The sequence below is a fragment of the Microtetraspora glauca genome (assembly GCF_040656155.1).
In the GTDB taxonomy this organism is placed as follows: Bacteria; Actinomycetota; Actinomycetes; order Streptosporangiales; family Streptosporangiaceae; genus Microtetraspora; species Microtetraspora glauca.
The window spans coordinates 1-25,725 of record NZ_JBFALK010000044.1 but is presented as its reverse complement, the minus strand read 5'-3'; the positions used below and the strand labels follow the sequence as shown (position 1 = coordinate 25,725).

Genomic DNA, 25,725 nt, shown 5'->3' with positions numbered 1-25,725 from the left:
GTGACGGAGTAGTCACTGGTGAGCGCGTAGAAGGACTCGCCGTTGTTGCTGTACGGATCGAGGTGCCAGCCGCTCGCGTCGCGGACCGCCAGAACAGGCAGCGCGTTGCCGATGAAGTTGTAGGACCCGTCGCGGGCCAGCGCGGCAGCCCGGTAGGCCGAGGTCAAGCCGGTCAGCTCGATCGCCCGTGCCTGTTCAGCGGGGCCGAGGCCGATGCGGAAGTCCAGCTCGTGCGGGCCGCAGACCTCCTCAGCGAGAAAGCGGCCGAGCGTCCGCCCGTCGGTGCGCCGGACCAGGTACCCCTAAAACAACGCCGACTCGCCGTGCGCGGTGCCCGGCTCCCACGACGGCTCCTGCGCGGCAAGAAGCGCGCATATCCGGTCCCAGTCGTAGAAGGTCTCGGTGGGTACCAGCTGGTCCAGTGCCACCACGCCCGCCTGGTGCGACAGGACATGTCGTACGACCGTCAAGGTCGGCGACCTTGCCGAGGACGCAGGTGCCGACGTTATTGAAGGCGACGCCCAGCCTGCCATGCCGCTGGACGACCGCGATGTCCGCCACCCTACCGAGCGATGAGCCTACGGCTGCCCGCCGGGGCGGACCAGCTCGCTCTCGTAGGCCAGCACCACCGCCTGAGCCCGGTCGCGCAGATGGAGCTTGGTGAAGATGCGCGTGACGTGCGTCTTCACCGTCGCCTCGCTGAGCCGGAACTCCGCGGCGATCTCGGCGTTGGACAGCCCGCGCCCCATCAGCCGCAGCACCTCGACCTCCCGCGGCGTCAGCTCCCTCAGCCGCCCCGGCGCCGGGGCTGCGGTGGGCCAGGCGAAGCGTTCCACGAGCCGTCGGGTGATCGCCGGCGCGAGCAGCGCGTCGCCCGTCATGACCAGGCGGATCGAGGCGAGCAGCTGCTCGGGGCTGGCGTCCTTGAGCAGGAAGCCGCTGGCGCCCGCCTGGAGTGCCTCGTAGACGTACCTGTCGAGGTCGAAGGTGGTCAGGATGATCACTCGGGGCACATGGTCGAGGGCCATGATGCGGCGGGTGGCCTCCAGGCCGTCCAGTTCGGGCATGCGGATGTCCATGAGGACGACGTCGGGCCGCAGCTCCGCCACCAGCTCGATCGCCTGCGCGCCGTCTGAGGCCTCGCCTGCCACCTCGACGTCGCCGGTCTTGAGTATCAGCCGTAAGCCCGTCCTGACCAGGGCCTGGTCATCTACGATCAGTACCCGGATCATGCCGCCGGCTCCCCGAGGGGGATCTTGGCCCGCACGCGGTAGCCGCCGCCGAGCCGCCTGCGGGCGTCGAGGTCGCCGCCGAGGACGGCCACCCGCTCGCGCAGGCCGACGAGGCCGCGACCGGCGCCGTTCCCCGAAGCGGGGGCGGGCGTGCCGGTGAGCACGCTCGGCCCGGTGTTGACCACCTCCACGCGCAGCAGCCGCTCGGTGTAGCGCACGAACACCTCGGCCCGCCCGCCGGGCGCGTGCTTGAGCGCGTTCGTCAGCGCCTCCTGCACGATCCGGTAGGCGGTCAGGTCCACCCCGGCGGGCAGCGGGCGCGGCTGGCCCTCGATCGACATCTCGACGGGCATACCGGCAAAGGCGATCTTGTCCACCAGTGTCCCCAGCCGTGACAGGCCGGGCTGAGGGACCAGGTCCTCGTGCGGTTCGGCGGGCGCCAGCAGGCCGAGCAGGTGGCGCAGCTCGTTCATCGCCTCCCTGCCGCTGGTCTCGGCCGCCCGCAACGCCTCGATCGCCTCCTCCGGCAGCTCGTGGACGCTCCGCCGGGCCGCGCCCGTCTGGATGATCATGACGCTGACGTTGTGGCTGACCACGTCGTGCAGTTCGCGGGCGATCCTGGCCCGCTCCTGTTCGACGGCCAGCCTGGTGGCGCTGTCGCGCTCGGCCTGCATGAGCCGGTTGCGCTCGGCCAGGTCGCGGGTGCGCGAGCGCCGGGCATGGATCGCCACGGCCGCGGCGCACACCGCGACGAGCCAGCCGAGCAGGGTGAACGCCACCTCCCCATGGTGGCAGAACGGGTCGTCGCGGCCATCCGCCCGGGGATGGGCCCGCCGTACATCCACGGAGGTACGTCCCCCGCCCGACGACAGACGGCGGCCGCCGGTCGTACGGTCGCCTGCATGAATGCAGTGGTGCAGGTGGAGGCCGTGCGCAAGGAGTACGGCGAGACGGTGGCGCTGGCGGGGGTCACGCTGTCGATCGGGGCGGGCGAGGCGGTGGCGATCATGGGCCCGTCAGGCAGCGGGAAGTCGACGCTGCTCAACATGATCGCCGGGCTGGACCGGCCCTCCTCGGGGCTGGTGACCGTCCAGGGGGAGGAGTTGACGCGGATGAGCGAGGGAGCGCTGGCGCGCTACCGCAGGCGGCGGATCGGGATGGTGTTCCAGTTCTTCAACCTGCTGGACGACCTGCCCGTGCTGGAGAACGTCGCCCTGTCGGCCAGGCTCGTCGGCACCCCGCGGCGCCAGGCCAGGACGCGAGCGCTCGAACTCCTGGAGGAGCTGGGCATCGCCGACCGGCGCGACGCCTACCCCGCCACGCTCAGCGGCGGGCAGCGCCAGCGCGTCGGGGTTGCCCGCGCGCTGATGAACCGGCCCGCGCTGCTGCTGGCCGACGAGCCGACCGGGGCGCTGGACAGCCGCTCCGGCGAGCAGGTCATGGACCTGCTGCTGGACCTCAACCAGATCGGCCAGACCCTGATGCTCGTCACCCACGACCACCGGTTGGCCGAACGCTGCGCCACCCGCGTCGTTCACTTCGCCGACGGCCGGATCGCTGAGATGGAGGCGGCGTGAGGGCGGTCTGGATCGCCGGCCTGGCGGCGGTGCGCAGGCGCCGCCTGCAGAGCGTGATCGTCGGCGTGGTGGTCACGCTGTCCTCGGGCGTGATCGCGCTCTGCCTGGCGCTGCTGTCCGGCACGAACGCGCCCTTTGACCGGGCCTTCGAACAGCAGCGCGGCGCCCAGGTGACGGCGCTGTACGCCGTCGGTTCGGCGCCGGGACACGTGGAGGGGACCGCCGGGCCGTTCCCGGTGGCGACGGTCAGGGACACCGACGGCGCGTCCTGGCGGGTCGTCGGCCGCGCCGATCCGGGCGGCGCGGTGGACCGGGTGGCCGTGGTTCGGGGCCGGTGGCCGCGGGCAGCGGGCGAGGTCGTGATCAGCCGGGACCGCTGGGATCCCGCCTCCAGCCCGGTCGGCGCCAGGTTCGCGACGCTGTCCGGCGAGCCCGCGCTGACCGTCGTCGGCGTCGCAGTGTCCATGTCGGCCTCGGCCGACGCGTGGACGACCCCCGCCCAGGCCCGCGCGCTGCCGCACCCGGCGGGTGACCAGCTGCTGTACCGCTTCGCCGATGCCTCCGCCCTGCCGCGGGAGGGCCTGATCTCGACCGGCTCGTACCAGACGCTTCGGTACGCCTTCGAGAGCCGGCTGTCCTCGACGGTGCCGCTGCTGGTGACGTTCGGCGGTCTCGGTCTGGCCATCTCGGTGCTGATCATCGTGATCACGGTCAGCGGTGCCGTCATCTCCGGCCTGCGCGCCATCGGCGTCATGAAGTCGCTGGGGTTCACCCCGGTGCAGGTCGTCGCCGTCCATCTGATCATGATCATGGTGCCGTCGGCGGCCGGCGCCCTCGCCGGTACGGCCGTCGGCAACGTGCTCTCCCTGCCCATTCTGGGCGACTACGCGAGCATGATCGGGCTGCCCGTCGGTGTGGAGGTCGAGTACCTGGCCGCGCTGGCCACCTACGCGGGTGTCCTGGCCCTCGTCGCCGTCACCGCGCTGCTGCCCGCGCTGCGCGCCGGCCGGCTGGGCGCCGTCCGGGCCATACAACTGAGCGCGGGCTCCGGCCCCGGCCGGAGTCGTACGGCCCAGCGGCGGCTGGCCGGTTCGCGGCTGCCGATCCCGCTGGGGCTGGGTCTCGGCCAGCTGTTCACCCGCCCGGCCAGGACGGCGCTGACGCTGGCGGTGCTCGTGGTGGGGGCGAGCGCGCTCACGTTCGTCGGCGGCCTCTACCTGAGCACCGACGCGGTGGAGAGGCTGCAGGACCGCAGTGCGGCCGTCCAGGTGAGCGTCGACGGCAACCCGGTCCCCCGGGACATCTCGGCGCGGCTGCGCGCGCTGCCCGGTGTCCGCACGCTCACCGCGATGCGGGCGGCCGATGCCCGGATTGAGGGCCTGGCCCAGTCGGGGATCCTGATCGGCTGGAGCGGGGACATGGTCACCGCCGGGTATCCGCTGGCGAACGGCCGCTGGTTTCGAGGCGAGGACGAGGTGGTGGTCCCCGGGCCGCTGCTGCGCCTGACCGGCAAGCGCGTCGGCGACACGCTCGCCGTACAGCTCCAAGGTCGTACGGCCGAGCTGCGCATCGTCGGCGAGCTGGCGATCACCAAGACCGAGCAGACCGTCTACGTCAGCGGGCAGACCTTCCTCCACCGCAACGGCGGGCGGCGGCCCTACGCCTACGAGATCGGGCTGGCGCCGGGCTCCGACGTGAGCGCCTATCTGGCCGCGGTGCGGGCCGGGGGCTGGCAGGCGCGCGCGATCCCGCGACCCGCCGAGAGCGACGTGAGGACCGTCGTCCCCGCCTTCGCGCTGGTGCTGGTGCTGGTGACGGCGCTCGGCGTGTTCAACGTCGTCGTGCTCAACACCCGCGAACGGCGGCGCGAGCTGGGCGTACTCAAGTCAGTCGGGATGGAGCCGCGGCAGGTCGTGGCCATGGTCGTCACGTCGGTCGCCGGGCTGGCGCTGTTCGGCGGTCTGCTGGGGCTGCCGGCGGGGATCGGGCTATTCCGGGCGTTCATCGCGTTCGCCTCCGAAGCGGGAAGGACCAGTTATCCGGCCACGATCATGGACATCTACGACGCCAGGACGCTCGCCGCGGTGGTCGGCGTCCTGCTCCTGACGGCCACGCTCGGGGCGCTCGTGCCCGCCGGGTGGGCGGCCAGGGCGGGGACCGCCACCGTCCTGCGCGCGGAGTGAGCCGTTAGGGTCCTGGCATGACACTCCCTGTGTCAACCTCAGGCGGCAACGAGCTCGTTGAGCGCTGCTGCGGCGCCGTGCTTGGCGGGGTCGTAGGGGACGCCGTCGAGCCAGCAGCGCCAAATCACGCGGATCCAGGCGCGGGCCAGCACGCGGACGGCGTGGGGGTGGTCTTTGCCTGCCTTGCGGGCCTGGGTGTAGATGTGCGCGGCCCAAGGGCTGGCGTGCCGGCTGTTGTCGGCGAAGGTGGTCAGCGCGGCGCGGAAGCGTTTGTTGCAGGCCCAGCGGAAGTGCACGGCCCGGTGTTTGCCGTCGCTCCAGCCGGGGCCGCGCGCAGCCGCTCCAGCAGCACCGCGGCCGATCGGCGGCCGGAGTAGCCGCGCTTGACCAAGAACGCGGCCATTCGCTTCTGGCCCAGGTGGCGGGCGCTGGCCGGGGTGGGGTAGCGGGTCAGGAAGTCCAGGCTGATCGGCGATTCCACGTCGGCGAAGACGGCCTTGGCGCCGGGCCAGTAGGCCTCCAGCAGCGCGGTGAGCTGGTTGGTCGCGGCTACGCGCATGTCGACGAGGTCGGTGCGGGTGCGCACGACGGTCCGCAGCGCCTTGGTGTCGTCGGAGTACGGCACGGCGATGCGCAGCCGGTGCTGGCGCAGCCGCAGGTATTCGGCCATGACAGCAGCGTCCCGGGCATCGGACTTCGCGCCCGACAGCACTTCTCCGTCACGCCATGCCTTGATGGCGTTCGGGGAGACGGGGACGACCGGGTGCCCGGCCTCCAGGTGCGACCCCCGGCCAGCGAGTCAGAAGTCAGCCGGCTTGAGGAGCGGCTGGGCCTGAGCCTGCCGCCGAGCTATCGGGTGATGTCCCCTCGAGTGGTGTAGCTCCAAGCTGACAACTCAAGCCCCAGACATGGGGCGAGCCATCGCGATAGGTCCTCCGGGCCACCCGACGGGCAACCCCCCGGCTCGTACTCCTGACCGGTGGCTCTGGCCAGGTCCCAGCCGTGCACGACCATATCGACGAGGTACATGTGGGCCAGCGCGGTCATCGGCAGGCCCATGGCGGGGCTGGTCCCCTCCCATGCCTCGGGCCGCGACCAGGCGGCCAGCGTGTGCTCCGCTCCAGCACCTCGGCTAGGGCGGGCAGGTCGGACAGCGGATCGGAGATGGTGACGTGCTTCAGGTGTCCCCGGCATGGCCGCGGTATCGCCAGGTCTACCACCCGCACTCCACCGGGGGCCCGTTCGCTGGGAGCCTGCCGCTCGTAGGGTGGTCCGGATGACGCACAGTGGTTCGGTATGGCGGGCGGTGGCCGGCAACCCGTTCAGGTTCTTGCTGTCCCGGTGGCCGTGGCGCTGTCTGGCCTATCTGCTCGGTACGGTCGTGCTCGCCCCGGCGGCATGGCTGGCGATGCTGCCGCTGGCGGCGTTCCCGCCGACGCTTGTTCTCGCGGGGGTGCCGATCGGGGCGTTGGAGCGGCGCCGCCTCGGCCTGTTCGAACGGGCTCCGATGCGAAGCCCGCACGCCGCCGCGCCCGGCGGCGTGGGCGCTTGGTTGCGTCGGCGGCTGGTGGAGAGCGCGACGTGGCGGGAGCTGGGCTACACGGTCTGCCTGCTGTCCGTCCTGTTCGCCATCGACCTCGTCGGCCTCTTCGTCCTGTTCGTCTGCGTCACCCTGCTGGCACTTCCGCTGCGCGTCGCGGCAGGGATCACGAACTGGGTGAACATCCAGCTGGGCGGATCGGTCGTCGACACGATGGGCGAGGCATGGCTCGCCGCCGCGATCGCTCTGCCCGTCACGATCGTCACCGTCTACGCGCTGTGCCTCCTCGCCGCGGGTCAGGCGGCGTTCGCCCGCTGGCTGCTCGGCCCGACACAGGCCGAGTTGAACCTGCGGGTGGAGGAGCTCTCGACGTCGCGGATGCGGCTGGTCGACGCGTTCGAGGCCGAGCGTCGCCGCATCGAGCGGGACCTGCACGACGGCGCTCAGCAGCACCTGGTACTGCTGAACATGAATCTCGGCCTGATGGAAGCCGAGCTCGGCGGGCAGGACCAGCGGATGGCCGAGCTCGCCCGCGACGCCCGCCGGCAGGCCAGGCAGGCGCTGACGGCGATCCGCGAGCTGATCCGCGGCATCCACCCCCAGGTCCTGACCGACCTTGGGCTGGCGGCCGCCGTCGGAGAGCTCGCCGAACGCTGCCCGGTCCCGGTCGAGCTGGATCTCGCCCTGGACCGGCGCCTGCCCGTCGCCGTCGAGTCCACCGCGTACTTCGTCGTCTCCGAGGCGATGACCAACACGGTCAGGCACGCCGGGGCCGGCCGGATCACGGTCAGCGGCGGGTTCGCGGGCGGACGCCTGCGCGTGGCTATCGGGGACGACGGCCGGGGCGGCGCCGACCCGGCCCGGGGCAGCGGCCTGCGCGGCCTGGCCGACCGGGTCGCCGTACTGGATGGCACCCTGGTGATCGACAGCCCGGAAAGGGGACCAACTACCGTGCGGATCGAACTGCCATGTCATTGCGAATAGTGCTCGCCGAAGACGCCACGCTGATGCGCGCCGGCCTGGCCGGGCTGCTGGAGCGGTTCGGCCACACCGTCGTCGCGGCCGTCGGCGACGCCGATGCCCTGATGGCCGCCGTCCGTACGCACCATCCGGACCTCGTCATCACCGATGTGCGGATGCCGCCGGGCTACACCAATGAGGGTTTGCACGCGGCGGTGGAGCTGCGGACCGCCGATCCGGGCACGGCGGTGCTGGTGCTTTCGCAGTACGCCGCGACCGCCTACGCCGCGGAACTTCTCATACCCGCCAGCCGGGCCGGTGTCGGATATCTGCTCAAGGACCGGGTCGGGGAGATCTCCGACTTCGCCGACGCGGTGACCCGGGTCGCGGCCGGTGAGACCGTCATCGACCCCGACGTGGTCCGGCAGCTGCTGGCGCGGCAGCGGGTCACCGATCCACTCGACCGGCTCACTCCACGGGAGCGGGAGGTGCTCGGGCAGATGGCCGAGGGCCGCTCCAACCCGTCGATCGCCCGCGTCCTCGGCATCAGCGACGCCGCGGTCGCCAAGCACATCGGCAACATCTTCATGAAGCTGGACTTTCCGGCCGAGGACGGCCACCGCCGGGTGCTGGCCGTCCTCACCTACCTGCGGCGCTGAGCCGCCGCCCCGGTCGCCCGGGGCAGCGGCGCGCGGCGCCGTCACTCGCCGGCGTCGCCGGAGGTGTCGCAGACGATGTCGGTGCCGGGCAGGGCGCCGTCGACCAGGTAGCGGTCGACGGCGGCGTTGACGCAGGCGTTGCCAGCCGCGAGGTAGGCGCCATGGCGGAAGGCGCCGGTGAGCGTGATCATGCGCGAGCCGGCCAGCGCGCGGTGCATGGCCCGCTGGCCCGGATAGGGAGTAACGGGGTCGCCGTCGGCGCCGACGATCAGCGCCGGGACGTGGTTGCGGATCTCGGTGACCGGTTCCGTCGGCGTGGTCGGCCAGAACGCGCACGGGGTGATGTTGCGGGTCATCGGCCCGAACAGCGGTTCGCGGGCCCGGTGCGCCTGGATGTCGCGGAAGTAGGTTGCCGGGTCGCGGGAGACGGCGCGGTCGGCGCAGATGATCGGGGTTCCCGCCCGGTCCTCGGCCGCGCCCGCGCCGGTGAACAGGCCGGTGAGGAGCTGCTCCAGCGACGGCGGAGGAACGACCGAGGCCCCGCGGGCGGCGTCGGCCAGCGCCCGCGTCTCCGCCGCGAGGCCGGCGTACGCCGTCGCGCTGTCGTCGTAGAGGCGGACGAACAGCAGGTACGGGACGAGGTGGGCGTCGACCCCGTACGCGCCGACCCGCAGGGGACGCCGGGCGGCGGCGCGGTCGATCCGCTCCACAGTGGACAGGACTGCGGCCGTCGTGTTGCCCAGGCCGTACTTGCTGTCGTGATCGGCGGCCCAGCCGGCCCAGTGCTTCAGCGCGGCGGCGAGGGCCGGGGCGTTCCGCGAGATCAGGTTGGGGCCGTAGACGTCGGGGTCGGCCGCGCTGTCCAGCACGACCCGGTCCGCCCGCGCCCCGAACATCTGCAGGTAGACGGCGCCGAGGTAGGTGCCGTACGAGTACCCGAGGTAGGACAGCCTCGGCTCGCCGAGGGCCGCGCGGATCACGTCCATGTCGCGGGCGGTGTTGCGGGTGGAGGCGTGCGGCAGCAGGTCGCGATCGCCTTGGGCGCATCCGGCCGCCAGCGTCTTCATGAGGGCCGCGCTCTCGTCGAAGGTGCGGCGGTTCGGACCGGCCGACCGCGTGAAGCTGTCGGTCGTCCACCGGCAACGGATCGGCGTGCTGCGGCCCACGAAGCGCGGGTCCATCCCGATCAGGTCGTAGCGCTCCGCGACGGCCGGCATCATCCCCTTGAGAAGCACCTGGTCCAGTCCGACGGCGCCGGGACCGCCGGGATTGATGAGCAGGGCGCCGCGGCGCCGCGGCGGCGGCCGGGATCGGTGGCCTTGATCCGCGATATCGCCACGGTGATGGTCCGCCCGTCCGGCCGGCCGTAGTCCAGCGGGACGGTGACCGTGGCACACCGCGCGCCGGCCGCGTCCAGCGCTCCGCCGGTTTCGTCGTCCGGCCCCGACCGGCAGCCGTGCCAGCTGATCGGTTGCCGGTAGAACCGGGCGGTCCCGTCGGTCCCGCTGGTCCCGGCCCGGCTGGCGACGCCCGCCGACGCCGGGCCGGTGGCCGGTATCCCGACCGTCAGAGCCGTGCCCACGGCGACGGCCACGGCGATCATTCGTTCACGCACGGAAGTTGTCCTCTCCGGATGATGTCGGTGCCGGGCCGCAAGTCCCGGCGGTTGATCCGGATCAACCGTATGGACGTCCCCTCGTCGGCACGATGGCGTAGCCAGCCGCACGCGGGGTGGTGTTCCCGGGTGTCCCGAGGTAGACACAGCACTACTACGAGAGGAGCTCGGCCCGTCCCTGGTGTACGAAGAGGGACGTGCCGTTTGCGCCCTGACCTTCTTGCCGGCGTCGTTTCCGCGACTGGCGGCGCCCACGGTCTCGGCTTCGCGTCCTTCGGCCTGGCGGACTTGTTCGCGCATGTCGTTGTGCACGGCGAGCAGGTGGCCGTCCTACCTGTGCCGTACCTGAACTCGCACACCGGCTGCAACCTGGTGTTTCACAAGATCCCTAGACCGCTCTCCGGTACTCGTTTATCAACCCTCCGACAGCCTGTCGGCGCTGGATCGGAGTGGTCAGGTCGATCACCCGGCCGACTTCATTCACCGGCGGCTTCTTGTCCAGAGCCTGATGAGGACGATGATCGTTATAGTGCTGCTCATACGCGGCCAGGACAGTGCGCAGGTGCCGCTCTCCAAAGATCAGCAGTCGATCGAGGCACTCACGGCGTAGCGTGCCCACGAACCTTTCCGCGTAGGAATTCGCACGCGGTGAGCGGGGTGGGATCTTGATGATCCTTATGCCGCTGCCGGTGAACACCTCGTCAAGGACCCGGGAGAACTTGCCACAAGGCCACGTAGTTAAGGATCTCGGGCGCGTGGCAAGCGGTTCGTGAGTTCGGCAGGGCCCAGGCAAAAGAAGAACGGGACCTCTGATACATCAGGTGATCGACCAAGATCCACCCGAACCCGAGGTCCCGTTGCCTACTGATTCTGCCACGATCACGCTCACCCGCACTCTCATGGTCGCCGACGGCGTCTTCGCCCCCGGCCACCTGGGAGAACTGACCCAGCACCTGCCGTTCGAGCTGGTCGACGCGGTACTGGAAGACACCGGAAAGACCCAGCGGCGGTTACGGAACCTGCCCTCCAGGGTCGGGGTCTACTTCGTGCTGGCCCTGGGCCTGTTCCCAGAACTGGGCTACCTGGGCGTATGGGGCAAACTGGTCGCCGCGTTGGAGGGCCTGGCGGTGCCGCGCCCGTCGGAGAAAGCGCTGCGGGATCTGCGGCGCTGGGTGGGTGCGGCACCGCTGCGAGCGTTGTTCGACATCGTGGCCGGGCCGTTGGCGCAGTCGGGCACACCAGGGACGCGCTATCGGCGCTGGCGCACCGTCGCCTTCGACGGCCGCAGCTCCATCAAGGTGTCCGATGCCGAGCGGAACCGTTCCTGGCTGGCGAAGATCAGGTATCGGCTGGGCTGGGCGGACTATCCGACGGTAATGCTCATGACGCTGGTGGAGACCGCACACGCGGCCTGATCGGCGCAACGTTCGGGCCGACCACCCCCGGTGAGAGCCGATACGCGCGCCGGCTGTGCGCCCTGCTCGGCCCAGACATGCTGGTACTGGCCGATCGCGCCTTCGACGGCAACGACCTGCTGGCTGCCGTGGCCGGGCGCGGCGCGCAGTTCCTGGTCCGGCTCAAGAGCACCCGCCGCCCGCCGCTGGCCGCCCGGCTGTGCGATGGCTCGTTCCTTTCCCGGATCGGCGAGGTGGTAGTGCGGATCATCGATGCCGACATCACCGTGACCTGCGCCGACGGCACGAAGATCGCCAGCCGCTATCGGCTGGCCACGACCTTGCTCGATCCCCGCCGCGACAGCGCTGCGGCCCTGATCCGGCTCTACCACGAGCGGTGGGAGATCGAATCGGCCTACCTCGCGTTACGGCACACCCTGCTGGGGGGTGTCCCTATGGGATTCGTCAAGCGGCCACGGGCCACCTACAACCGCTACAACGGCGTCATGCAGATGATCGCCGCGCTCGATCTGGCCACCGGCCGGCTGTACTACCGGATCCGCAAGCGCAAGCGCTGGCGGGAGGTGTTGTCCTTCCTCAAGACGCTCCGCGTGCGCTGGCCTGGCGAGAAGCTGTACGTGATCGCCGACAACTACTCGCCCCACAAACATCCCCAGGTCCGCGCCTAGGCTGCCGACAACGATGTTGAGCTGGTGTTCCTTTGCCGCCCGCGGCCTACGCCCGGCTCAGAAACCAGGCCTGTTCCAACGCCGGGCGAGCCCCGACCACGAAAAGGCAGCCCCACCACAGGGGGTGAGTCTGCCTTTCCGCGCGCCTACTGGTGAGGTCAGGACATCTCGACGCACGCGTTGTAGGTGCCCGCCGCCCAGCTTTGTTGGATTCACAGCCAGTACTACCGGGACCCTTTACTTGGTTCCCCAGCCGGGCGAATGGCACGCGGGACCGTTCGGGCCGGTGGTGCAGGGTTCGGCCGCCTGGGCCGGGAGGGACAGTGCCCCCACGAAGGCCGCGGCCAACAGCGCGATGGTGAATGCGGGACGGAGACGGGTCACATGGACTCCTGCGGTGGGGTCGCGATGTACGCGAGCTGCGGATCCTGCGTCTGTCGCGGCCACCGGATGCCCCGATGATCTCCGATGCCGCACTGTCGATTGTCGGCCAGTGACTGCGATCCGGGCTCCTCCCGGAGGAGGATCGTCTGCGGCCTAAGGGACGACGGCGACCGGCCGGGTGGAGGATGCCACTGACCTTGCCCGTGTGCTTCACGTCGACGTTGGCCGGCGATATCCGTTGGATCTTCCGCGACTACCACCGGGACCCCTCGCGGCCACGACGGCCGGTGCGGTGCCCACCATGAACGCCCCCTACCTGCGGCCATCTCCGAAGCGACCGGCCCCGGCGCCGACAATTGGATCGCGATCGGCGGCATCGTCGTCGCCGCGGTCAGCGCCGTCGTGGCCGTAGTCGCCCTCGTGTACGCCAGAAAGTCCGCCGTCGCGGCGCAGAAGTCGGCCGACGAAGCGGCCGAGGTGGCCAGGATCGAGCAGGAGCGGCGTAAGGACGAGCGTGAGTAGCTGCACCGCGAACTACCCCCCACCAGCCAGACGGTCGTCACCGCCTTCTGAAGGGCCCGTCCGGCAACCGAAGTCTGTTCGGCCGGATCAGCGTGAACAAGGAGGTTCGGGCGCCGGCCGAGGGCATCCTGACGCACAGCGCGAGAACACCGTGCGTCGTGCCGAAGCTGCTCCTGCCGAACCGCGAGCACGAGTTCCCCATCGAGCACTGGCCCGAGGACCGGAAGGCGCCGCAGCCGGACGGGATCCCTTCAAGTTCTGGCCGCCCGTGCCGGAACGCGACGGCATCGACTGTATGTGCGGGTGCGCCCGGCCGGTCGTCGATGGGAAGGACGGGCGCGTTCTCTGGGAGGTGTGGCTGCCGGTGTCGTACGCACGCCCGCCCCAGGCCCATGGCTCCTGATAGAGGAGAGGGCTGGCCAGGAGCCCTTCCCCTCCTTCTGGCCGTCGTTCCTCCTTCTGGGGAAGGAGGAAAGGTGTACTGATGGCGGATGGTCAAGATCGTCAGGCAGGGCCAATCATGAGGCCGTGTCATATAAATGACACCCAGCCCTCCGGAAAAGGGAACACCTCATGAGAGTTCGCCGATTGGCCACGGCCGCCGCAGTCACCGCTGTGGCGGGCCCGCTGCTTCTGCTGTCCGCTACCCCGGCAAGCGCTACGACAAGGGCGCAGTGCGACTACTGGTACAACGTCAACTACGCGGTCGGTGGCGCCTACTTCGCCGCCACCCAGCTTCAGTACTGCTTGCTGGAAGTACATCAGGACGTCAAGCCCATGGAAGAGACTCCCCAGGTGACTCCCCAGTTGGGAGACACTCCCGAGGTCCCGGGTCTCTGAGGCGTCCCGGGAGCGGGAACACGATGAGACTCCGACAGTCAGGCGATTCCTTCGGCAGCCGGTGCTGTGGAGCCTCACCGTTCATCGATTTCGCCGAGTGCGGGCGGCTCCGGGGCTGACCTCCTCGTCGAAATAGGAGAGGCCTCTGACCGTGGTCAGGGGCCTCTCTCGTTGCATGGCCTGGACTGCCGACGCCGCCCTACTCGCCGGAGTCCAGGCCATGCGGGTTGGCGGCGGCGCCCTCGGTACTCAGCAGCACGACGGTCGTGGCGCGCCCGGCGGCCAAGGCGGCGCGGCGGCCGGTGCTGCCGCCGCCGGTCAGCGCGGCACGGACGCCGGCCAGCGTGGCCGCACCGCAGGCGCCGGACGATACGCCGAAGGCGGCAAGGTCGCGGGCCGCGCCAGCACTGTCGGTGTCGGTGACGGCGACCGCGGCGTCCAGCCCGTCGCGCAGGTACGGCCAGGCCAGGCTGGAGAGGGCGCCGCAGTTCAGCCCGGCCATGATCGTGGTCCCGGTCGCCACGGTCACAGACTCCCGCCGGGTGAGGCTGGCCAGGGCACAGGCCGCGCTGTCCGGCTCCACCGCCATCACAGCCGTGGCGGCACCCGCCGCCCGGCTGCGGTAGTGGGTGACCGCAGCCTGGGCGAGCGAACCCACCCCTACAGGAACGGAGACCAGACCGGGTGATCCGACGCCCGCGGCGTACAGCTGTGCGTCGACTTCGGCGAACAGCGTCGAGTAGCCTTCGACGATCCAGCCGGGGATCTGTTCGTAGCCGGGCCAGGCGGTGTCCTGGACCAGGATGGAACCGGGCTCACGGGAGGCGTCGGCTGCCTGGCGGACCGCCTCGTCGTAGGTCCCGGCGACAGAGGTGACCTCCGCGCCCTCGGCGGTGATGGCGGCCACGGCTGCCGGATGCACGCCCTGCGGAACGAGGACGTGGGCGCGGTGTCCGAGTAGGCGCGCCATGCGAGCCACGGCGCGACCATGGTTGCCGTCGGTGGCGGTGACGAGCCGCACCGGCCCGTCACTCGCCCGCTGAGACAACGCCCGGTGGATCGCCCACGACGCACCCAGGGCTTTGAAGGCGGGCAGCCCGAGGCGGGAGGACTCGTCCTTGACGAACACCCGGCCGACGCCGAGATCCTCGGCCAGGGCGGGAAGCTCGGTCAGCGGGGTGGGTGCGTAGTCCGGCAGTCCGGAGTGGAATTCCCCCACCTCGGCCGGGGCGGGCGGGCAGCTCCAGGCCCGGGCTGCAGGTCGCGCGAACCACGTGGGAATCGGCGGGACGGCGGAAGCGGTGGCAGAAATGCTCGGATTCACACCAGCACGGTGCCGTCCGCCCATATCGCTGGTCCAGCGAATGTTTTCGAGCAATATTCATTAGAAAAGCCAACGAATGTTTGATCTGCACCGGCTTCGCCTCCTGCGCGAGCTCAAGCACCGCGGAACGCTCGCCGCGGTCGCCGCCGCTCTCTCCTACAGCCCCTCTTCGGTCTCTCAGCAGCTTTCGTTGCTGGAGGTGGAGGTCGGCGTTCCCCTCCTCGAGCGCGTAGGCAGGCGGGTGCGGTTGACGCCGCAGGCCGAGATCCTCGTCACCCACACCGAAGCCATACTGGAACGACTCGAACAGGCCGAAGCCGACGTCGCCAACTCCATGATCGACCTCACCGGCACCCTGCGCGTCGCCTCTTTCCAGACCGCGGCGCTGGCCCTGGTCCCGGACGCACTGACGTTCCTCCGCGACACCCATCCCCACCTGCGCGTCCATGTCACCCAGATGGAGCCGAAGGAGGCGCTGCCGGCCCTGCTTGCCCACGATTTCGATCTGGTCATCGCGGAGGAGTACCCGGGCCACCCCAATCCGCGGCACCCCGAGCTGGAGCGGGAGGACCTGTGCGACGATCCCCTGCGCCTGGCCCAGCCGAAAGGTGTCGATGCGGCCGAGCCGCAGGAGGCGCTGCGCGCGCTGGCCGATCACCCATGGGTCATGGAGCCCGAAGATACGGTCGCTCGCCAATGGGCGATGACCCTGTGCCGCGACGCGGGATTCGAACCCGATGTGCGCTTCGAATCCACGGACCTGCTTTTTCACCTGCGGCTGGTGGAGCAAGGGCACGCCGCCGCGCTGCTCCCGGACCTCGTATGGCGAGGCCTCCGGCCCAGCGTCGCTCTGTGGTCGCTCCCTCCCGGGCGGCAGGCACGCCGACTGTTCACCGCCGTACGTAGAGGTGGCGCCCGGCACCTCGCCGTCCGGGCATGTCGGCAGGCACTCCTGCAGGCGGTCGCCCGCCGCGCCGACTTCACCGACTCGTCTTCGCGGGCGTGAGCGCAGCCGGGCCATCCCCTACCCGCCCCCGGACGGCGGCGTCGTGCCGGCCCAGGAGATCACTCCGCCTGGCACCGGTTTCCTATCAGGAGAAGCCCACCTAAGGTCAAACATAAAGTTCATTGACTTTTGAGGAGGCGCCTGACTAGGGTCGCGCCATGCTGAGGAAGATGCTCATCGTGGCCGCAGTCGCCACGGTCGCCGGGACGACCGCCTGTGGAGCGTCGTCAACGGGGTCCGGTGGTCAGACACTGCGCGTCGGGATCACCGACAGCCCGATCGACTCACTGAACCCGTTCGTCGCACAGTACGTGCTGCCACTGTCGGTGATGCGCAACGTCTACCCCTACCTCGTCGGCTACAAGGGCGAGCAGGTGGGTCCGGACTTCGCGAGCTCGTGGGAGACCTCGAAGGACGGGACGACGATGACCTTCCACCTTCACCCGGGTGCCAAGTGGAGCGACGGGCAGCCGCTCACCTCGGCGGACGCCGTGTGGACGATCCAGACGACGCTGAAGTTCGCCAAGTCGTCCACCGCCGGCCTGGCGTTCCTGCTCAACGGCGTGACGTCGGCGAGCGCGCCCGACGACCACACGCTGGTGATCAAGCTGGCGGCGCCGCTGAGCACCGCCATCGCCCAGTTCGCGATGCTGCCCATCCTTCCCCAGCACGTCTATGCGTCCGCCGCGGCCGGTGACGGCTCCGGGCTGCGGCGCTTCGCGAATAGCGCACCCGTGGTGTCCGGCGGTCCGTTCGCCCTCTCCGAATACCGCAAGGACGAGTTCCTCCTGCTGAAGCGCAACGCGAACTACTACGGGCAGCGGCCGAAGGTCGACGCCGTCGGTATCCGCCTCTACAGTTCGGGCGACGCGATGGTCTCCGCGCTGCGAAACAACGAGATCGACCAGGCCAAGGTCGTCCCGGCGACCGTCGTGGACAAGCTCAAGGGCGACGGCAAGCTGCGCGTGAGCAAGGCGCCGAGCGCCGACGTCTTCGTGCTCGGGTTCAACTCCAACAGTGCCAAGCCGGAGCACCGCGAACTGCTCGACCCGCGCGTGCGCAAGGCGATCGCGTCGGCGATCAACCGTCCGCAGCTCACCGCCACCGCGACCGTGGGCACCGGGACCGTCATCGACACCCTGCTGCCCCCGAGTATCGGCGGCGGCTGGACCGCGACCGGCGTCAAGCTGCCGGCCTTCGATGCCGACGGGGCCGGCCGTCAGCTCGACGCGCTCGGCTTCAAGCGCGGCGCCGACGGCGTGCGGATCGCCAACGGACACCCGATGAGCTACAAGGTGCGCTTCGTCGCGGGTGAGAGGGAGCGCCAGTTCGAGAGCATCAGGAACGACCTCGGCCGCATCGGTGTCAAGCTCGAGGCCGCTCCGTCGGATGCCAGCTCGTTCGTCTCCGCCGTCCACGGGCCGAACGACAAGTACCTCGACACCGATCTCTTCCTCAACAACTGGATGTCCCTCTACGACCCGACGCTGCAGCTCAGCGTGCTCAGCTGCGGCCAACTCGCCAACCTCAACGACGCGGGCTACTGCAACAAGACCTACGACGGTCTGCTCCAGCGGCAGGCCACCGAGCTCGACCCCGCGAAGCGCAAGGCGATCGTGGACCAGATGCAGCAGATCCTCAACGACGACCTGCCGTGGATCCCGCTCTACGCGAGGGCTATCCTCGACGCACACGCCTCCGAGTGGGACGGCTTCGTGACCAGCCCGTACACGACCGACTTCCTCTCGACCAACGCGTTCGCCGGCGTGCAGCGCTCCGGCTGAGTCGATGAACCGCGGCCTCGACCTCGTCCTCCGCCGGACTGCGGTGGCGCTGATCACGATCTTCTGCGCGATCAGCCTCAACTTCCTGCTCTTCCGCGTCGTCCCCGGCGACGCGGTGAGCAACCTCGCCCGTGTGCCGAACTCGACCGTGGCCCAGCAACAGGCGCTGCGCCACGAATTCGGTCTCGACCGGTCGATCGGCGTGCAATACGTGGCATACCTCCGCGAGCTCGCGCACGGCAACCTCGGGCGGTCGTTCGCCAACGGCCAGCCCGTCTCCAAGAACCTGGGCGAGGCCCTCGGCAACACACTGCCGATGGTCCTGCTCGGCACGGTGGTGGCGATCCTCGCCGGCATCGCGACCGGTGTGCTGGGCGCGGTACGGCGGGGAACCCGGACGGACCGGGCCTTGACCGTCTCGTCGCTGACCGTCTACGCCCTTCCGGCGCAGTGGGTCGGGCTGCTGCTGCTCTTCCTCCTCGGCGGTGTCTTCCCCTCAGGCGGCCGTGTCGACGAGTTCCTGATCGAGCCGAGCCCGTGGCAGCACACGGTCGACGTGCTCTGGCACATGACACTCCCCTCCCTCGTGGTGGGCCTCACCCTCTTCGGTCAGTACGCGCTGCTCACGCGCACCGCGATGCTGGAGACCCTCGCCGAGGACTACGTGCTGACCGCGCGCGCCAAGGGCCTGTCGACGCTACGCATCGTGCGCCACCATGCGCTGCGCAACGCGATGCTGCCGATCTCGACGCTGATCGCGCTCTCGCTCGGCTCCGTCGTCGGGGGTGTCGTGCTGATCGAGACGGTCTTCTCGTGGCCGGGCATCGGCCGCGCCATCTACAGCGCGGTGACCTCGCGCGACTACCCGATGTTGCAGGGTGCGTTCCTGGTTCTCACGGTCGTCGTGGTCGTCTGCAACTACGTCTCCGATCTCATATATCTGCGACTCGACCCCAGGATCACCGTATGAGCCAGTTCCGGTTCCTCCGCCAGCCCGCGATCGCCGTCGCGGCGGGGGTCCTCGCGCTGACACTGCTGGTCGCGCTGTTCGCGCCGTTGCTGGCGACCAGCGAGGCCGGCCGCCGTGTCGGTCCGGTCTTCGGCAGCCCCTCCTCCGCTCATCCCCTCGGGCTCGACGACGCGGGCCAGGACGTGCTCTCACTGCTGCTGCGCGGTGCGCGTACGGTCTTGATCGTCGGTGCGGCGGCCAGCCTCGTCGCGGTTCTGATCGGCTGTGCCGTCGGGGTTCTCGCGGGTTATGCGGGGGGCTGGGTGGACAGCGTCCTCATGCGCGTCACGGACTACTTCCTCGTCGTCCCGGCGCTGCCGTTCATGATCGTCGTCGCTGCGATCTGGGGACCAAGCCTGAGCCACATCATCCTGGTCATCGGGCTGCTGTCGTGGACGCAGATGGCGCGGCTCACACGTGCCCAGACGATGTCGCTGCGCGAGCGCGGCTACATCCTGCGCGCCCGCGGCCTGGGCAGCAGCCATCTGCGGATCGTCACCCGCCACCTGCTGCCGCACCTCACACCGCTCGTCGTCGCGAACGCCGCGCTGACGGTGGCCACCGCGATCTTCGCCGAGGCCGCGCTGGCCTTCCTCGGCCTCGGCGATCCGACGAGCATCTCCTGGGGCCGCATGATCGAGCACGCCTTCAGCCGGTCGGCCCTCAGCGCCGGCGCCTGGTGGGCCTTCGTCCCCCCGGGACTGTGCATCGCCGCCGTGGTCGTGGCCTGCAGCGTCATCGGCCAGGGCGTCGCCGAGATCGCCAACCCCCAGCTCCGGCACGACCACCTGCCCCCGAGGCGGGTACGGCTGCGCGCGACGGCGGCGGGTGGCGGCGAGGACGACAGTGGCGGGTCTGATTCCGGTCGGCGACTTCGCAGGCGTACGGCCGCGACCGTGATGGAGGAGTCATGAACGGACCGGTGCTGGAGGTTCGTGATCTCAATGTGTGGTTCGACGGGCCCGGCGGGCGGGATGTCCATGCCGTACGCGGTGTGAGCTTCGACGTGCGGCCTGGGGACCGGCTGGCGCTGGTCGGGGAGTCGGGCTGCGGCAAGACCACGACCGTGCTCGGTGTGCTCGGGCTGCTGGGGGCCACCGCGTCGGTCTCGGGTTCGGTCCGTGTGGACGGGCAGGAGGTGCTGACCGGCGGCGATGCCGCGATGGCGCCCTATCGATGGGGTGACCTCTCGATCGTCTTCCAGGGGGCGCTGAACGCGCTCAATCCCGTACGGACCGTGGGCAGCCAGATCGCCGAGGTCCTGCCGCGCGACGGGCGGGTATCGCGACGGGCGGCACTGCGGCGGGCCGGTGAGCTCCTCGAGCGGGTCGGGATGGCGGCCCGCAACGTGGCCTTCTATCCGCATGAGCTGTCGGGTGGGATGCGCCAGCGTGCGTGCATCGCGATGGCACTCGCGGGCGAGCCGCGCGTGCTGTTCGCCGACGAGCCGACGACAGCGCTGGACGTCGTCGTGCAGGCGCAGATCCTCGAGCTGCTCGACCGGCTGGCGGACGAGCTGGGGCTGGCCATCGTACTCATCAGCCACGACCTCGGGCTCGTCGGCCAGCTCTGTGACCGGGCGATGGTGATGTACGCCGGCCGCGCGGTCGAGGAGGGGCCGACCGAGGGGCTCTACACCGCCCCCCGCCACCCTTACACGCGACTCCTCTACGAGGCGACGCCCGTACTCGGCGCCGACCGTCCGCTGCGCTCCATCGGCGGCAGCCCACCCGCCCTCGACGTCCCCCTCGCGGGCTGCGCCTTCCGCAGCCGCTGCCCCGACGCCGAGGACCGCTGCTCCCTCACCGAACCCGGCCTCACCCCCGTCGCTCCGGCCCGCCGGGCCGCCTGCCATCTGACCGACAGGACCCCATGACCCACCAGCCCTTGGCCGGAAACCCCTGCGTCTCGGCCATCTGCCACCTGATCAGGAAGCCATGAGTCATCTTCTCGAGGTCGAGGACCTGGTCCTCCACCACCATGTTCCGCGTACGATCGCCGATCGGGTGGCTCGGCGGCCGGCCCGCGTGGTGCGAGCGGTCGACGGCGTGTCACTGCATGTCGATCGGGGCGAGCTCGTCGCGCTGGTCGGCGAGTCAGGCTCGGGCAAGTCGTCGACCGCCCAGAGCATCCTCGGCCTGGTGACGCCGTCACACGGGACCGTACGCATCGACGGCTCCGCGATCGAGGGCCTCGGGGCTCGCGCGATGCGGCCGTGGCGGCGGCGGATGCAGATGGTCCTTCAGGACCCCTACGGCTCATTGGACCCACGTTGCACGGTCGCGTCGATCGTCGAGGAGCCACTGCTGATCCACCGCCTCGGCGGCTCGGCGGAGCAGCGGCGCGCCAAGGCCGTGGACGCACTCGAACGCGCGGGTTTGCGGCCTGCCGAGACTTTCCTGCCGCGGCGCCCGCGCGAGCTGTCGGGCGGGCAGCGCCAGCGTGTCGCGATCGCCGCCGGCCTCGTGCTCGACCCGAGCCTCCTGATCGCCGACGAGCCCGCCTCGATGCTCGACGTCTCCGTACGCGCGGGAGTCCTCGGGCTGCTGCGCGAGCTGTGCGACAGTGGCGAGACCGGCATCCTCCTGATCACGCACGACCTCGCCACCGTCGCCCACTATGCCGACCGGCTGGCCGTCATGTACCTCGGGCGGATCGTCGAGGAGGGGCCGACCCGTACGGTCCTCGAAGCGCCGGCGCACCCGTACACCCGTGCGCTCATGTCGTCGGTGCTGCACCCGGACCCACGCGAGCGGAGGAGTCGCGTGGTGCTCGGCGGCGATGTTCCCGACCCGGGTGCGCGGCCGGACGGCTGCGCGTTCCATCCCCGCTGCCCGCTGGCCGACGACGGCTGCCGTACGACCGATCCCGCCCTCGGCCCAGTGGATCAACGCCCCACGGAGCACAGCGCGGCCTGCCTGCGACCGCTACCGGCCGGCCATACGACCACAGCGCCGGCCGGCCGGACCACGACCCCGGATCTCGCCGGCAGGGCCGAGACGCCGGATCCGGTGCTGTGGCCGGACCGGCGGAATCACGTGCCGGCAGATACGGCCGGGACGTCGCCGCCCGCCGGTCCGGGTGCGGTCCCGGAACCGTTGCCCGGCGGTACGGTGATGCCGTGACCATCCCCGAAGAGCCCACGCCGGCGGTGCTGTTCCGTCCGATCAGCGGCACTCGAGCGTTCGAGGAAGTCGTCGGACAGATCACCTATGCGATCCGGGCGGGCTACTACGCACCGGGCGACAAGCTCCCGACCGTCGCGGATCTCGCCGAGCTCCTGCGCGTCAGCCGGCCGACCGTCGGCGACGCGGTGCACGTGCTGGCGCGTGCCGGGGTCGTGGAAGTACGCCGGGGTGCCACGGGCGGGATCGTGGTGCGTTCGGGGAACGTGCCCGCTGCGCTGGTCGGCTTCGACGTCGAGCTGCGCGCACGCGAGATGATCGAGCTGGTGGAGGCGCGCAGGCCGGTGGAGATGGAGCTTGCCCGGCTCGCGGCCATGCGCGCGACCGAAAAGGACTTCGAGCAGATGGCCGAGGCGGCAGCCATGCTGCACGCCGCGCAAGAGCGCGACGACATCATGTATGCCGAGAACCTCTTCCACTACCTGATCGGCAGGGCCGCCCGCAGCGACATGCTCGCGCGCTACCAGCACGAGATCCTGGAGGCCAAGGCCGTACTCGTGAACTCGTGGACCGCGCAGATGGACCCGGTGCCGCTGGCCACCCTCCACGAGGAGACGCTCGCCGCACTGCGCACGCGCGACCCCGAGGTCGTCCGGGCGGCGATGGACCACCATCTCCACGACCTGGAGGACACCGTGGAGCGAATGCGGCGCGGGCGCGACCGCGATGCCCGGCGGTCCGCGAAGGCGAAGTAGCTGTCTTAATATCAAAGTCTTTTATCTTTGATGTTTGGACGGTAGGGTCGTTGTCATGCGGACCCTGCTGCCCTCGGAAGACCTGAACGCCAAGATCCTCGCCGAGGTTGCCCGGCACACCGAACGCACCATCGAGATGCGCCGTCACCTGCATGCCAACCCCGAACTGGGCTTCGAGGAGCACGCCACGAGCGCGTACGTCGCGGAGCGCTGCTCGGCGCTGGGGCTCGACGTCCGGCGCGGTGTCGGCGGCACCGGGGTGATCGCCGACCTCGACTCAGGACGGCCTGGCCGTACGGTGCTGGTCCGTGCCGACATGGACGCCCTGCCGATCTCGGAGGTGGACGACGGGCGCCCGTACCGCTCGACCGTGCCCGGTGTCATGCACGCCTGCGGGCACGACGGCCACACCGCGATCGCACTGAGTGTCGCGCACGTCCTGCACACGCTCGGCGACCACTGGAGCGGGCGCGTCCGCATGTGCTTCCAACCGGCCGAGGAACTCGACGACGGTGCTCGCCGGATGATCCGCGACGGGGTAATGGAGGGCATCGACCGCGCCGTCGGCCTGCACCTGGCCTCGCTCATGCCGACGGGCCGGCTCGGCCTCGGCCCGGGGTTGCTGCTCGCGAGCCTCGACACCTTCCACATCACGATCACGGGTACCGGCGGGCACGCGGGCGCCCCGGACGGTGCCATCGACCCGGTGCCGATCACCGCCGAAGTGATCCTCGCACTGCGCGATCTCGGAAGGCGGGCCCGCGCGGACGGATCCGTCGTCACCGTAGCCCAGGTCAACGGCGGTGCGGCCCCGAACATCATCCCCGCCGAGGTCGCGCTCGCGGGCACGATCCGCACACTCGACGCAGAAGGACGCGTCGCGCTCCGCGAGATGGTCGAGCAGACCGCCCGTGACGTCGCCGAGCTCCATGGGGCGACCTCCACGTTCTCGCGCGGCGTCGGCTGCCCGCCCCTGACCAACGACCCGGTCGTCACCTCGCTGGTCCGAGACGCGTTCGCCGGAGCATTCGGACCAGACCGGGTCCTCGACGTCGAGCCGACGACCGGCTCGGACGACATGGCCCTCTACCTGGACAAGGTCCCCGGCTGCTACTACGCCGTCGGCGCGGGCTCCCCCGACGCCGTCCCGCACCACCACCCGGCCTTCGACATCGACGAGCGCTCCCTGGCGGTCGGAGTCGAGTCCCTCACCCGGGCGACGCTCGCGCTGCTCGCCTGACCCGCCTGATGATGAACCGGAGAGAGATGTTGCTGTCGATACCCCCTGCGCGTACGCGCACACGTCGGCTGGCCGTGACCGCGCTCGCCGCGCTCGCCACGTTGGCCACATACGCCGCCGGCACCGGCCCCGCCGCCGCGGCCGAGGTCCCCATCCCTGCTGCGCCGCGGCTGCTGGAGCCGCTGAAGCCCTGCACCTACGACGGCGCGCCGGCGGGCGCCCGCTGCGGCACGGTCGAGGTCCCGCTCGACCGCGCGAATCCGCGCCGGGGCACCACGCGCGTCGGGTTCGCGTTCCTCCCTCGGCGCGACCAGTCGCAGCCGTCGCTCGGCACGGTCGTGCCGAACCCGGGCGGCCCCGGCGCCCCGGCGTCGCGCTTCGTGAACTACGCCGGCCTGCTGGCGCCACTGCTCGACCGCCGCGACCTGCTCCTCGTCGACCCGCGTGGCATCGGGCTGTCGGAGCAGATCACGTGCAAGGCGCTGACCGATCCGCGCGCCGGCTTCTCACACCCCAAGCTCGTCGCCGCGATCGGCGCGTGCGGGCGGGAGCTGGGCTCGGAGGCCGGGCTCTACGGCTCGGCCGCGGTCGCCGACGACATCGACGCGGTCCGCCAGACCCTCGGCCTCGATCGCCTCGACCTTTGGGGCGACTCCTACGGCACGTACCTCATGACGGTCTACGCGGCGCGCCACTCCGAGCACGTCCAATCGGTCGTGCTCAGCGGCTCCTACCCGATCGCGTTCGACACCTTCGGGCGCGACCGGCTCGACGCCGGGCTACGGGCGATTCATCTGATCTGCGCGCGCACGCGCTCCTGCGACGGCAAGGCCGTCATGCGCGACCTCGAGCGAGTCGCCGCGCGGCTGCGCAGCCACCCTGTCCACTTCACCGTCGCGACCGGCTCGCGTACCTATCAGGCGACACTCGACGAGGCCGCGCTCGCATCGGTCGTCTACGCGCGCGGCGAGCGGTCGCTGTCGGCGGCGCTCCCGTCCGCGCTCGCGAACGCCGCGACCGGGGACCTCGACCCGCTGAAACGCCTCGCCTCGCTCGTGATGCTCGACGTCGCCGGGCTGACGCAGAATCCCGCCTTCAACGCGCCCACCTTCGCGGCCGTCATGTGCCACGACTACCCGCGCGCGTTCCGCTACCAGGACCCGCCGGCCGTGCGCCGCGCCGACTACCGGCGGGCGCTGTCGGCGCTCGGCCCGGCAGCCTTCGGGCCGTTCTCAGCGGCGGGATGGACGGCGGCCGGATTCGAGGGCGCCGACCTCTGCATCGACTGGCCGAACGATCCGACCGCAGGCGCCCCGATCGCCACCGGCCGGCCGCTGCCGGACGTGCCGGTGCTCGTCCTCTCCGGCGACCTCGACGCGAACACGCCGACCGGCGCCGGTCGCGACACCGCGGCGCAGTTCCCGCACGCGATCTTCGCGGAGGTCGCCAACGCCGGCCACACGCCGTCGGGAGATCCGTGCGCCCTCGCACTCGCGATCGGCTTCGTGAAGACGCTTACCGCCGATCCGCAGGCATGCCTGCGCACCGGGACGCCGCCGCCGGTGCCCGGCCGCGCCGCGGTCTCGGCGGCGCAGCTCCCGCCGGCGCGCGCGGCCGCGACGCCCGCGGTACGCCGCGCGCTCGGGCTCGTCGGCGCGACCGCCGAGGACCTTGTGCAGCAGAACGGAGTGGTCCACGCATGGGGCGCCGCCAACGGCCTGCGCGGCGGACGTTACGCCGCCGACACGGCGACACCCGGCGCGATCACGCTGACGGCGGTCCGCGTGGTGCGCGACGCGAGTGTCTCCGGGACGCTGGCGCCCGGCGCCGGTCAGCAGCTCACCGGCACGCTGCGGCTCTCCGGGCCCGGCGTGGCGCCGGGCCGGC

Annotated in this window: 23 protein-coding genes and 1 pseudogene; 14 read left to right on the top strand and 10 right to left on the bottom strand. The window is 70.8% G+C overall.

The features are described from left to right. Positions 1 to 302: 302 nt before the first annotated feature. The 3 genes from AB0I59_RS41620 to AB0I59_RS41610 form a co-directional block, all read right to left on the bottom strand. Positions 303 to 470 carry a serine hydrolase gene (locus AB0I59_RS41620; RefSeq protein WP_358142493.1) on the bottom strand — a complete coding sequence of 56 codons (168 nt, stop codon included), beginning with the start codon at positions 468 to 470 and terminating at the stop codon, positions 303 to 305. A 108-nt stretch (positions 471 to 578) separates the two neighbouring features. Then, positions 579 to 1,232 carry a response regulator gene (locus AB0I59_RS41615; protein ID WP_358142490.1) on the bottom strand — a complete coding sequence of 218 codons (654 nt, stop codon included), beginning with the start codon at positions 1,230 to 1,232 and terminating at the stop codon, positions 579 to 581. Continuing rightward, positions 1,229 to 2,011 (bottom strand): sensor histidine kinase, encoded by a 783-nt coding sequence (locus AB0I59_RS41610; RefSeq protein ID WP_061261591.1) that lies wholly within the window; start codon positions 2,009 to 2,011, stop codon positions 1,229 to 1,231. Before AB0I59_RS41610 ends, AB0I59_RS41615 begins: the two co-directional genes overlap by 4 nt. A gap of 123 nt (positions 2,012 to 2,134) precedes the next feature. Here AB0I59_RS41610 and AB0I59_RS41605 point away from each other — a divergent pair, with 123 nt between their 5' ends. Both AB0I59_RS41605 and AB0I59_RS41600 read left to right on the top strand, forming a co-directional pair. Further along, the gene (locus tag AB0I59_RS41605) at positions 2,135 to 2,809 is read left to right on the top strand and encodes an ABC transporter ATP-binding protein (protein WP_061261594.1); all 675 of its coding nucleotides are present in this window, start codon (positions 2,135 to 2,137) and stop codon (positions 2,807 to 2,809) included. Continuing rightward, the gene (locus AB0I59_RS41600; protein WP_358142487.1) at positions 2,806 to 4,992 is read left to right on the top strand and encodes an ABC transporter permease; all 2,187 of its coding nucleotides are present in this window, start codon (positions 2,806 to 2,808) and stop codon (positions 4,990 to 4,992) included. Before AB0I59_RS41605 ends, AB0I59_RS41600 begins: the two co-directional genes overlap by 4 nt. Positions 4,993 to 5,030: 38 nt before the next feature. Here the strand turns inward: AB0I59_RS41600 and AB0I59_RS41595 are convergent, their stop codons facing one another. Together AB0I59_RS41595 and AB0I59_RS41590 are read right to left on the bottom strand one after the other, a co-directional pair. Beyond that, positions 5,031 to 5,288, bottom strand: coding sequence for a hypothetical protein (locus AB0I59_RS41595; RefSeq protein WP_358142484.1), 258 nt, complete (start codon positions 5,286 to 5,288; stop codon positions 5,031 to 5,033). Beyond that, positions 5,243 to 5,770, bottom strand: coding sequence for an IS110 family transposase (locus tag AB0I59_RS41590; protein ID WP_358142498.1), 528 nt, complete (start codon positions 5,768 to 5,770; stop codon positions 5,243 to 5,245). Before AB0I59_RS41590 ends, AB0I59_RS41595 begins: the two co-directional genes overlap by 46 nt. A 498-nt stretch (positions 5,771 to 6,268) precedes the next feature. Here AB0I59_RS41590 and AB0I59_RS41585 point away from each other — a divergent pair, with 498 nt between their 5' ends. Next, on the top strand, positions 6,269 to 7,516 hold the full coding sequence (locus AB0I59_RS41585) for a sensor histidine kinase (protein ID WP_061261593.1): 1,248 nt from the start codon (positions 6,269 to 6,271) through the stop codon (positions 7,514 to 7,516). Next, the gene (locus AB0I59_RS41580; RefSeq protein WP_061261586.1) at positions 7,501 to 8,151 is read left to right on the top strand and encodes a response regulator transcription factor; all 651 of its coding nucleotides are present in this window, start codon (positions 7,501 to 7,503) and stop codon (positions 8,149 to 8,151) included. The genes AB0I59_RS41585 and AB0I59_RS41580 overlap by 16 nt, the downstream gene beginning before the upstream one ends. Before the next feature lie 41 nt (positions 8,152 to 8,192). Here the strand turns inward: AB0I59_RS41580 and AB0I59_RS41575 are convergent, their stop codons facing one another. The 3 genes from AB0I59_RS41575 to AB0I59_RS41565 form a co-directional block, all read right to left on the bottom strand. Next, complete coding sequence (locus AB0I59_RS41575) at positions 8,193 to 9,386, bottom strand: alpha/beta hydrolase (protein WP_358142481.1); 1,194 nt, start codon at positions 9,384 to 9,386, stop codon at positions 8,193 to 8,195. Then, on the bottom strand, positions 9,368 to 9,766 hold the full coding sequence (locus tag AB0I59_RS41570) for a hypothetical protein (RefSeq protein WP_358142478.1): 399 nt from the start codon (positions 9,764 to 9,766) through the stop codon (positions 9,368 to 9,370). Before AB0I59_RS41570 ends, AB0I59_RS41575 begins: the two co-directional genes overlap by 19 nt. Before the next feature lie 388 nt (positions 9,767 to 10,154). Then, complete coding sequence (locus AB0I59_RS41565) at positions 10,155 to 10,463, bottom strand: integrase core domain-containing protein (protein WP_358142476.1); 309 nt, start codon at positions 10,461 to 10,463, stop codon at positions 10,155 to 10,157. A gap of 160 nt (positions 10,464 to 10,623) precedes the next feature. On the opposite strand from AB0I59_RS41565, the pseudogene AB0I59_RS42220 reads away from it, so the two are divergent. Continuing rightward, positions 10,624 to 11,612 (top strand): annotated as a pseudogene (locus tag AB0I59_RS42220) (transposase domain-containing protein); the annotation flags it as partial. A 474-nt stretch (positions 11,613 to 12,086) separates the two neighbouring features. Here the strand turns inward: AB0I59_RS42220 and AB0I59_RS41550 are convergent. Both AB0I59_RS41550 and AB0I59_RS41545 read right to left on the bottom strand, forming a co-directional pair. Next, positions 12,087 to 12,233, bottom strand: coding sequence for a hypothetical protein (locus AB0I59_RS41550; RefSeq protein ID WP_358142470.1), 147 nt, complete (start codon positions 12,231 to 12,233; stop codon positions 12,087 to 12,089). A 1,561-nt stretch (positions 12,234 to 13,794) separates the two neighbouring features. Beyond that, positions 13,795 to 14,919, bottom strand: coding sequence for a diaminopropionate ammonia-lyase (locus AB0I59_RS41545; RefSeq protein ID WP_061261582.1), 1,125 nt, complete (start codon positions 14,917 to 14,919; stop codon positions 13,795 to 13,797). Positions 14,920 to 14,995: 76 nt separating this feature from the next. On the opposite strand from AB0I59_RS41545, the gene AB0I59_RS41540 reads away from it, so the two are divergent. From AB0I59_RS41540 to AB0I59_RS41500, 9 genes are all read left to right on the top strand, one after another. Continuing rightward, a complete protein-coding gene (locus AB0I59_RS41540; RefSeq protein WP_061261581.1) occupies positions 14,996 to 15,925 on the top strand; it encodes a LysR family transcriptional regulator in 930 nt (309 codons plus the stop codon). Positions 15,926 to 16,083: 158 nt separating this feature from the next. After that, positions 16,084 to 17,709, top strand: coding sequence for an ABC transporter substrate-binding protein (locus AB0I59_RS41535; RefSeq protein WP_358142465.1), 1,626 nt, complete (start codon positions 16,084 to 16,086; stop codon positions 17,707 to 17,709). 4 nt (positions 17,710 to 17,713) lie between these two features. Next, complete coding sequence (locus tag AB0I59_RS41530; protein WP_066951012.1) at positions 17,714 to 18,679, top strand: ABC transporter permease; 966 nt, start codon at positions 17,714 to 17,716, stop codon at positions 18,677 to 18,679. Continuing rightward, on the top strand, positions 18,676 to 19,632 hold the full coding sequence (locus AB0I59_RS41525) for an ABC transporter permease (protein ID WP_063819025.1): 957 nt from the start codon (positions 18,676 to 18,678) through the stop codon (positions 19,630 to 19,632). Before AB0I59_RS41530 ends, AB0I59_RS41525 begins: the two co-directional genes overlap by 4 nt. Continuing rightward, positions 19,629 to 20,594: an ABC transporter ATP-binding protein gene (locus AB0I59_RS41520; RefSeq protein ID WP_358142460.1), complete on the top strand. Its 966-nt coding sequence runs from the start codon at positions 19,629 to 19,631 to the stop codon at positions 20,592 to 20,594. The genes AB0I59_RS41525 and AB0I59_RS41520 overlap by 4 nt, the downstream gene beginning before the upstream one ends. Positions 20,595 to 20,655: 61 nt before the next feature. Then, a complete protein-coding gene (locus AB0I59_RS41515) occupies positions 20,656 to 21,843 on the top strand; it encodes an ABC transporter ATP-binding protein (protein ID WP_358142457.1) in 1,188 nt (395 codons plus the stop codon). Continuing rightward, complete coding sequence (locus AB0I59_RS41510) at positions 21,840 to 22,598, top strand: FadR/GntR family transcriptional regulator (protein WP_061261576.1); 759 nt, start codon at positions 21,840 to 21,842, stop codon at positions 22,596 to 22,598. Before AB0I59_RS41515 ends, AB0I59_RS41510 begins: the two co-directional genes overlap by 4 nt. Positions 22,599 to 22,653: 55 nt before the next feature. Then, complete coding sequence (locus tag AB0I59_RS41505; RefSeq protein ID WP_358142454.1) at positions 22,654 to 23,838, top strand: M20 metallopeptidase family protein; 1,185 nt, start codon at positions 22,654 to 22,656, stop codon at positions 23,836 to 23,838. Between the two features lie 26 nt (positions 23,839 to 23,864). Then, positions 23,865 to 25,725: alpha/beta fold hydrolase (locus AB0I59_RS41500; protein ID WP_358142451.1), on the top strand; the 1,861-nt coding region annotated here is incomplete at its 3' end.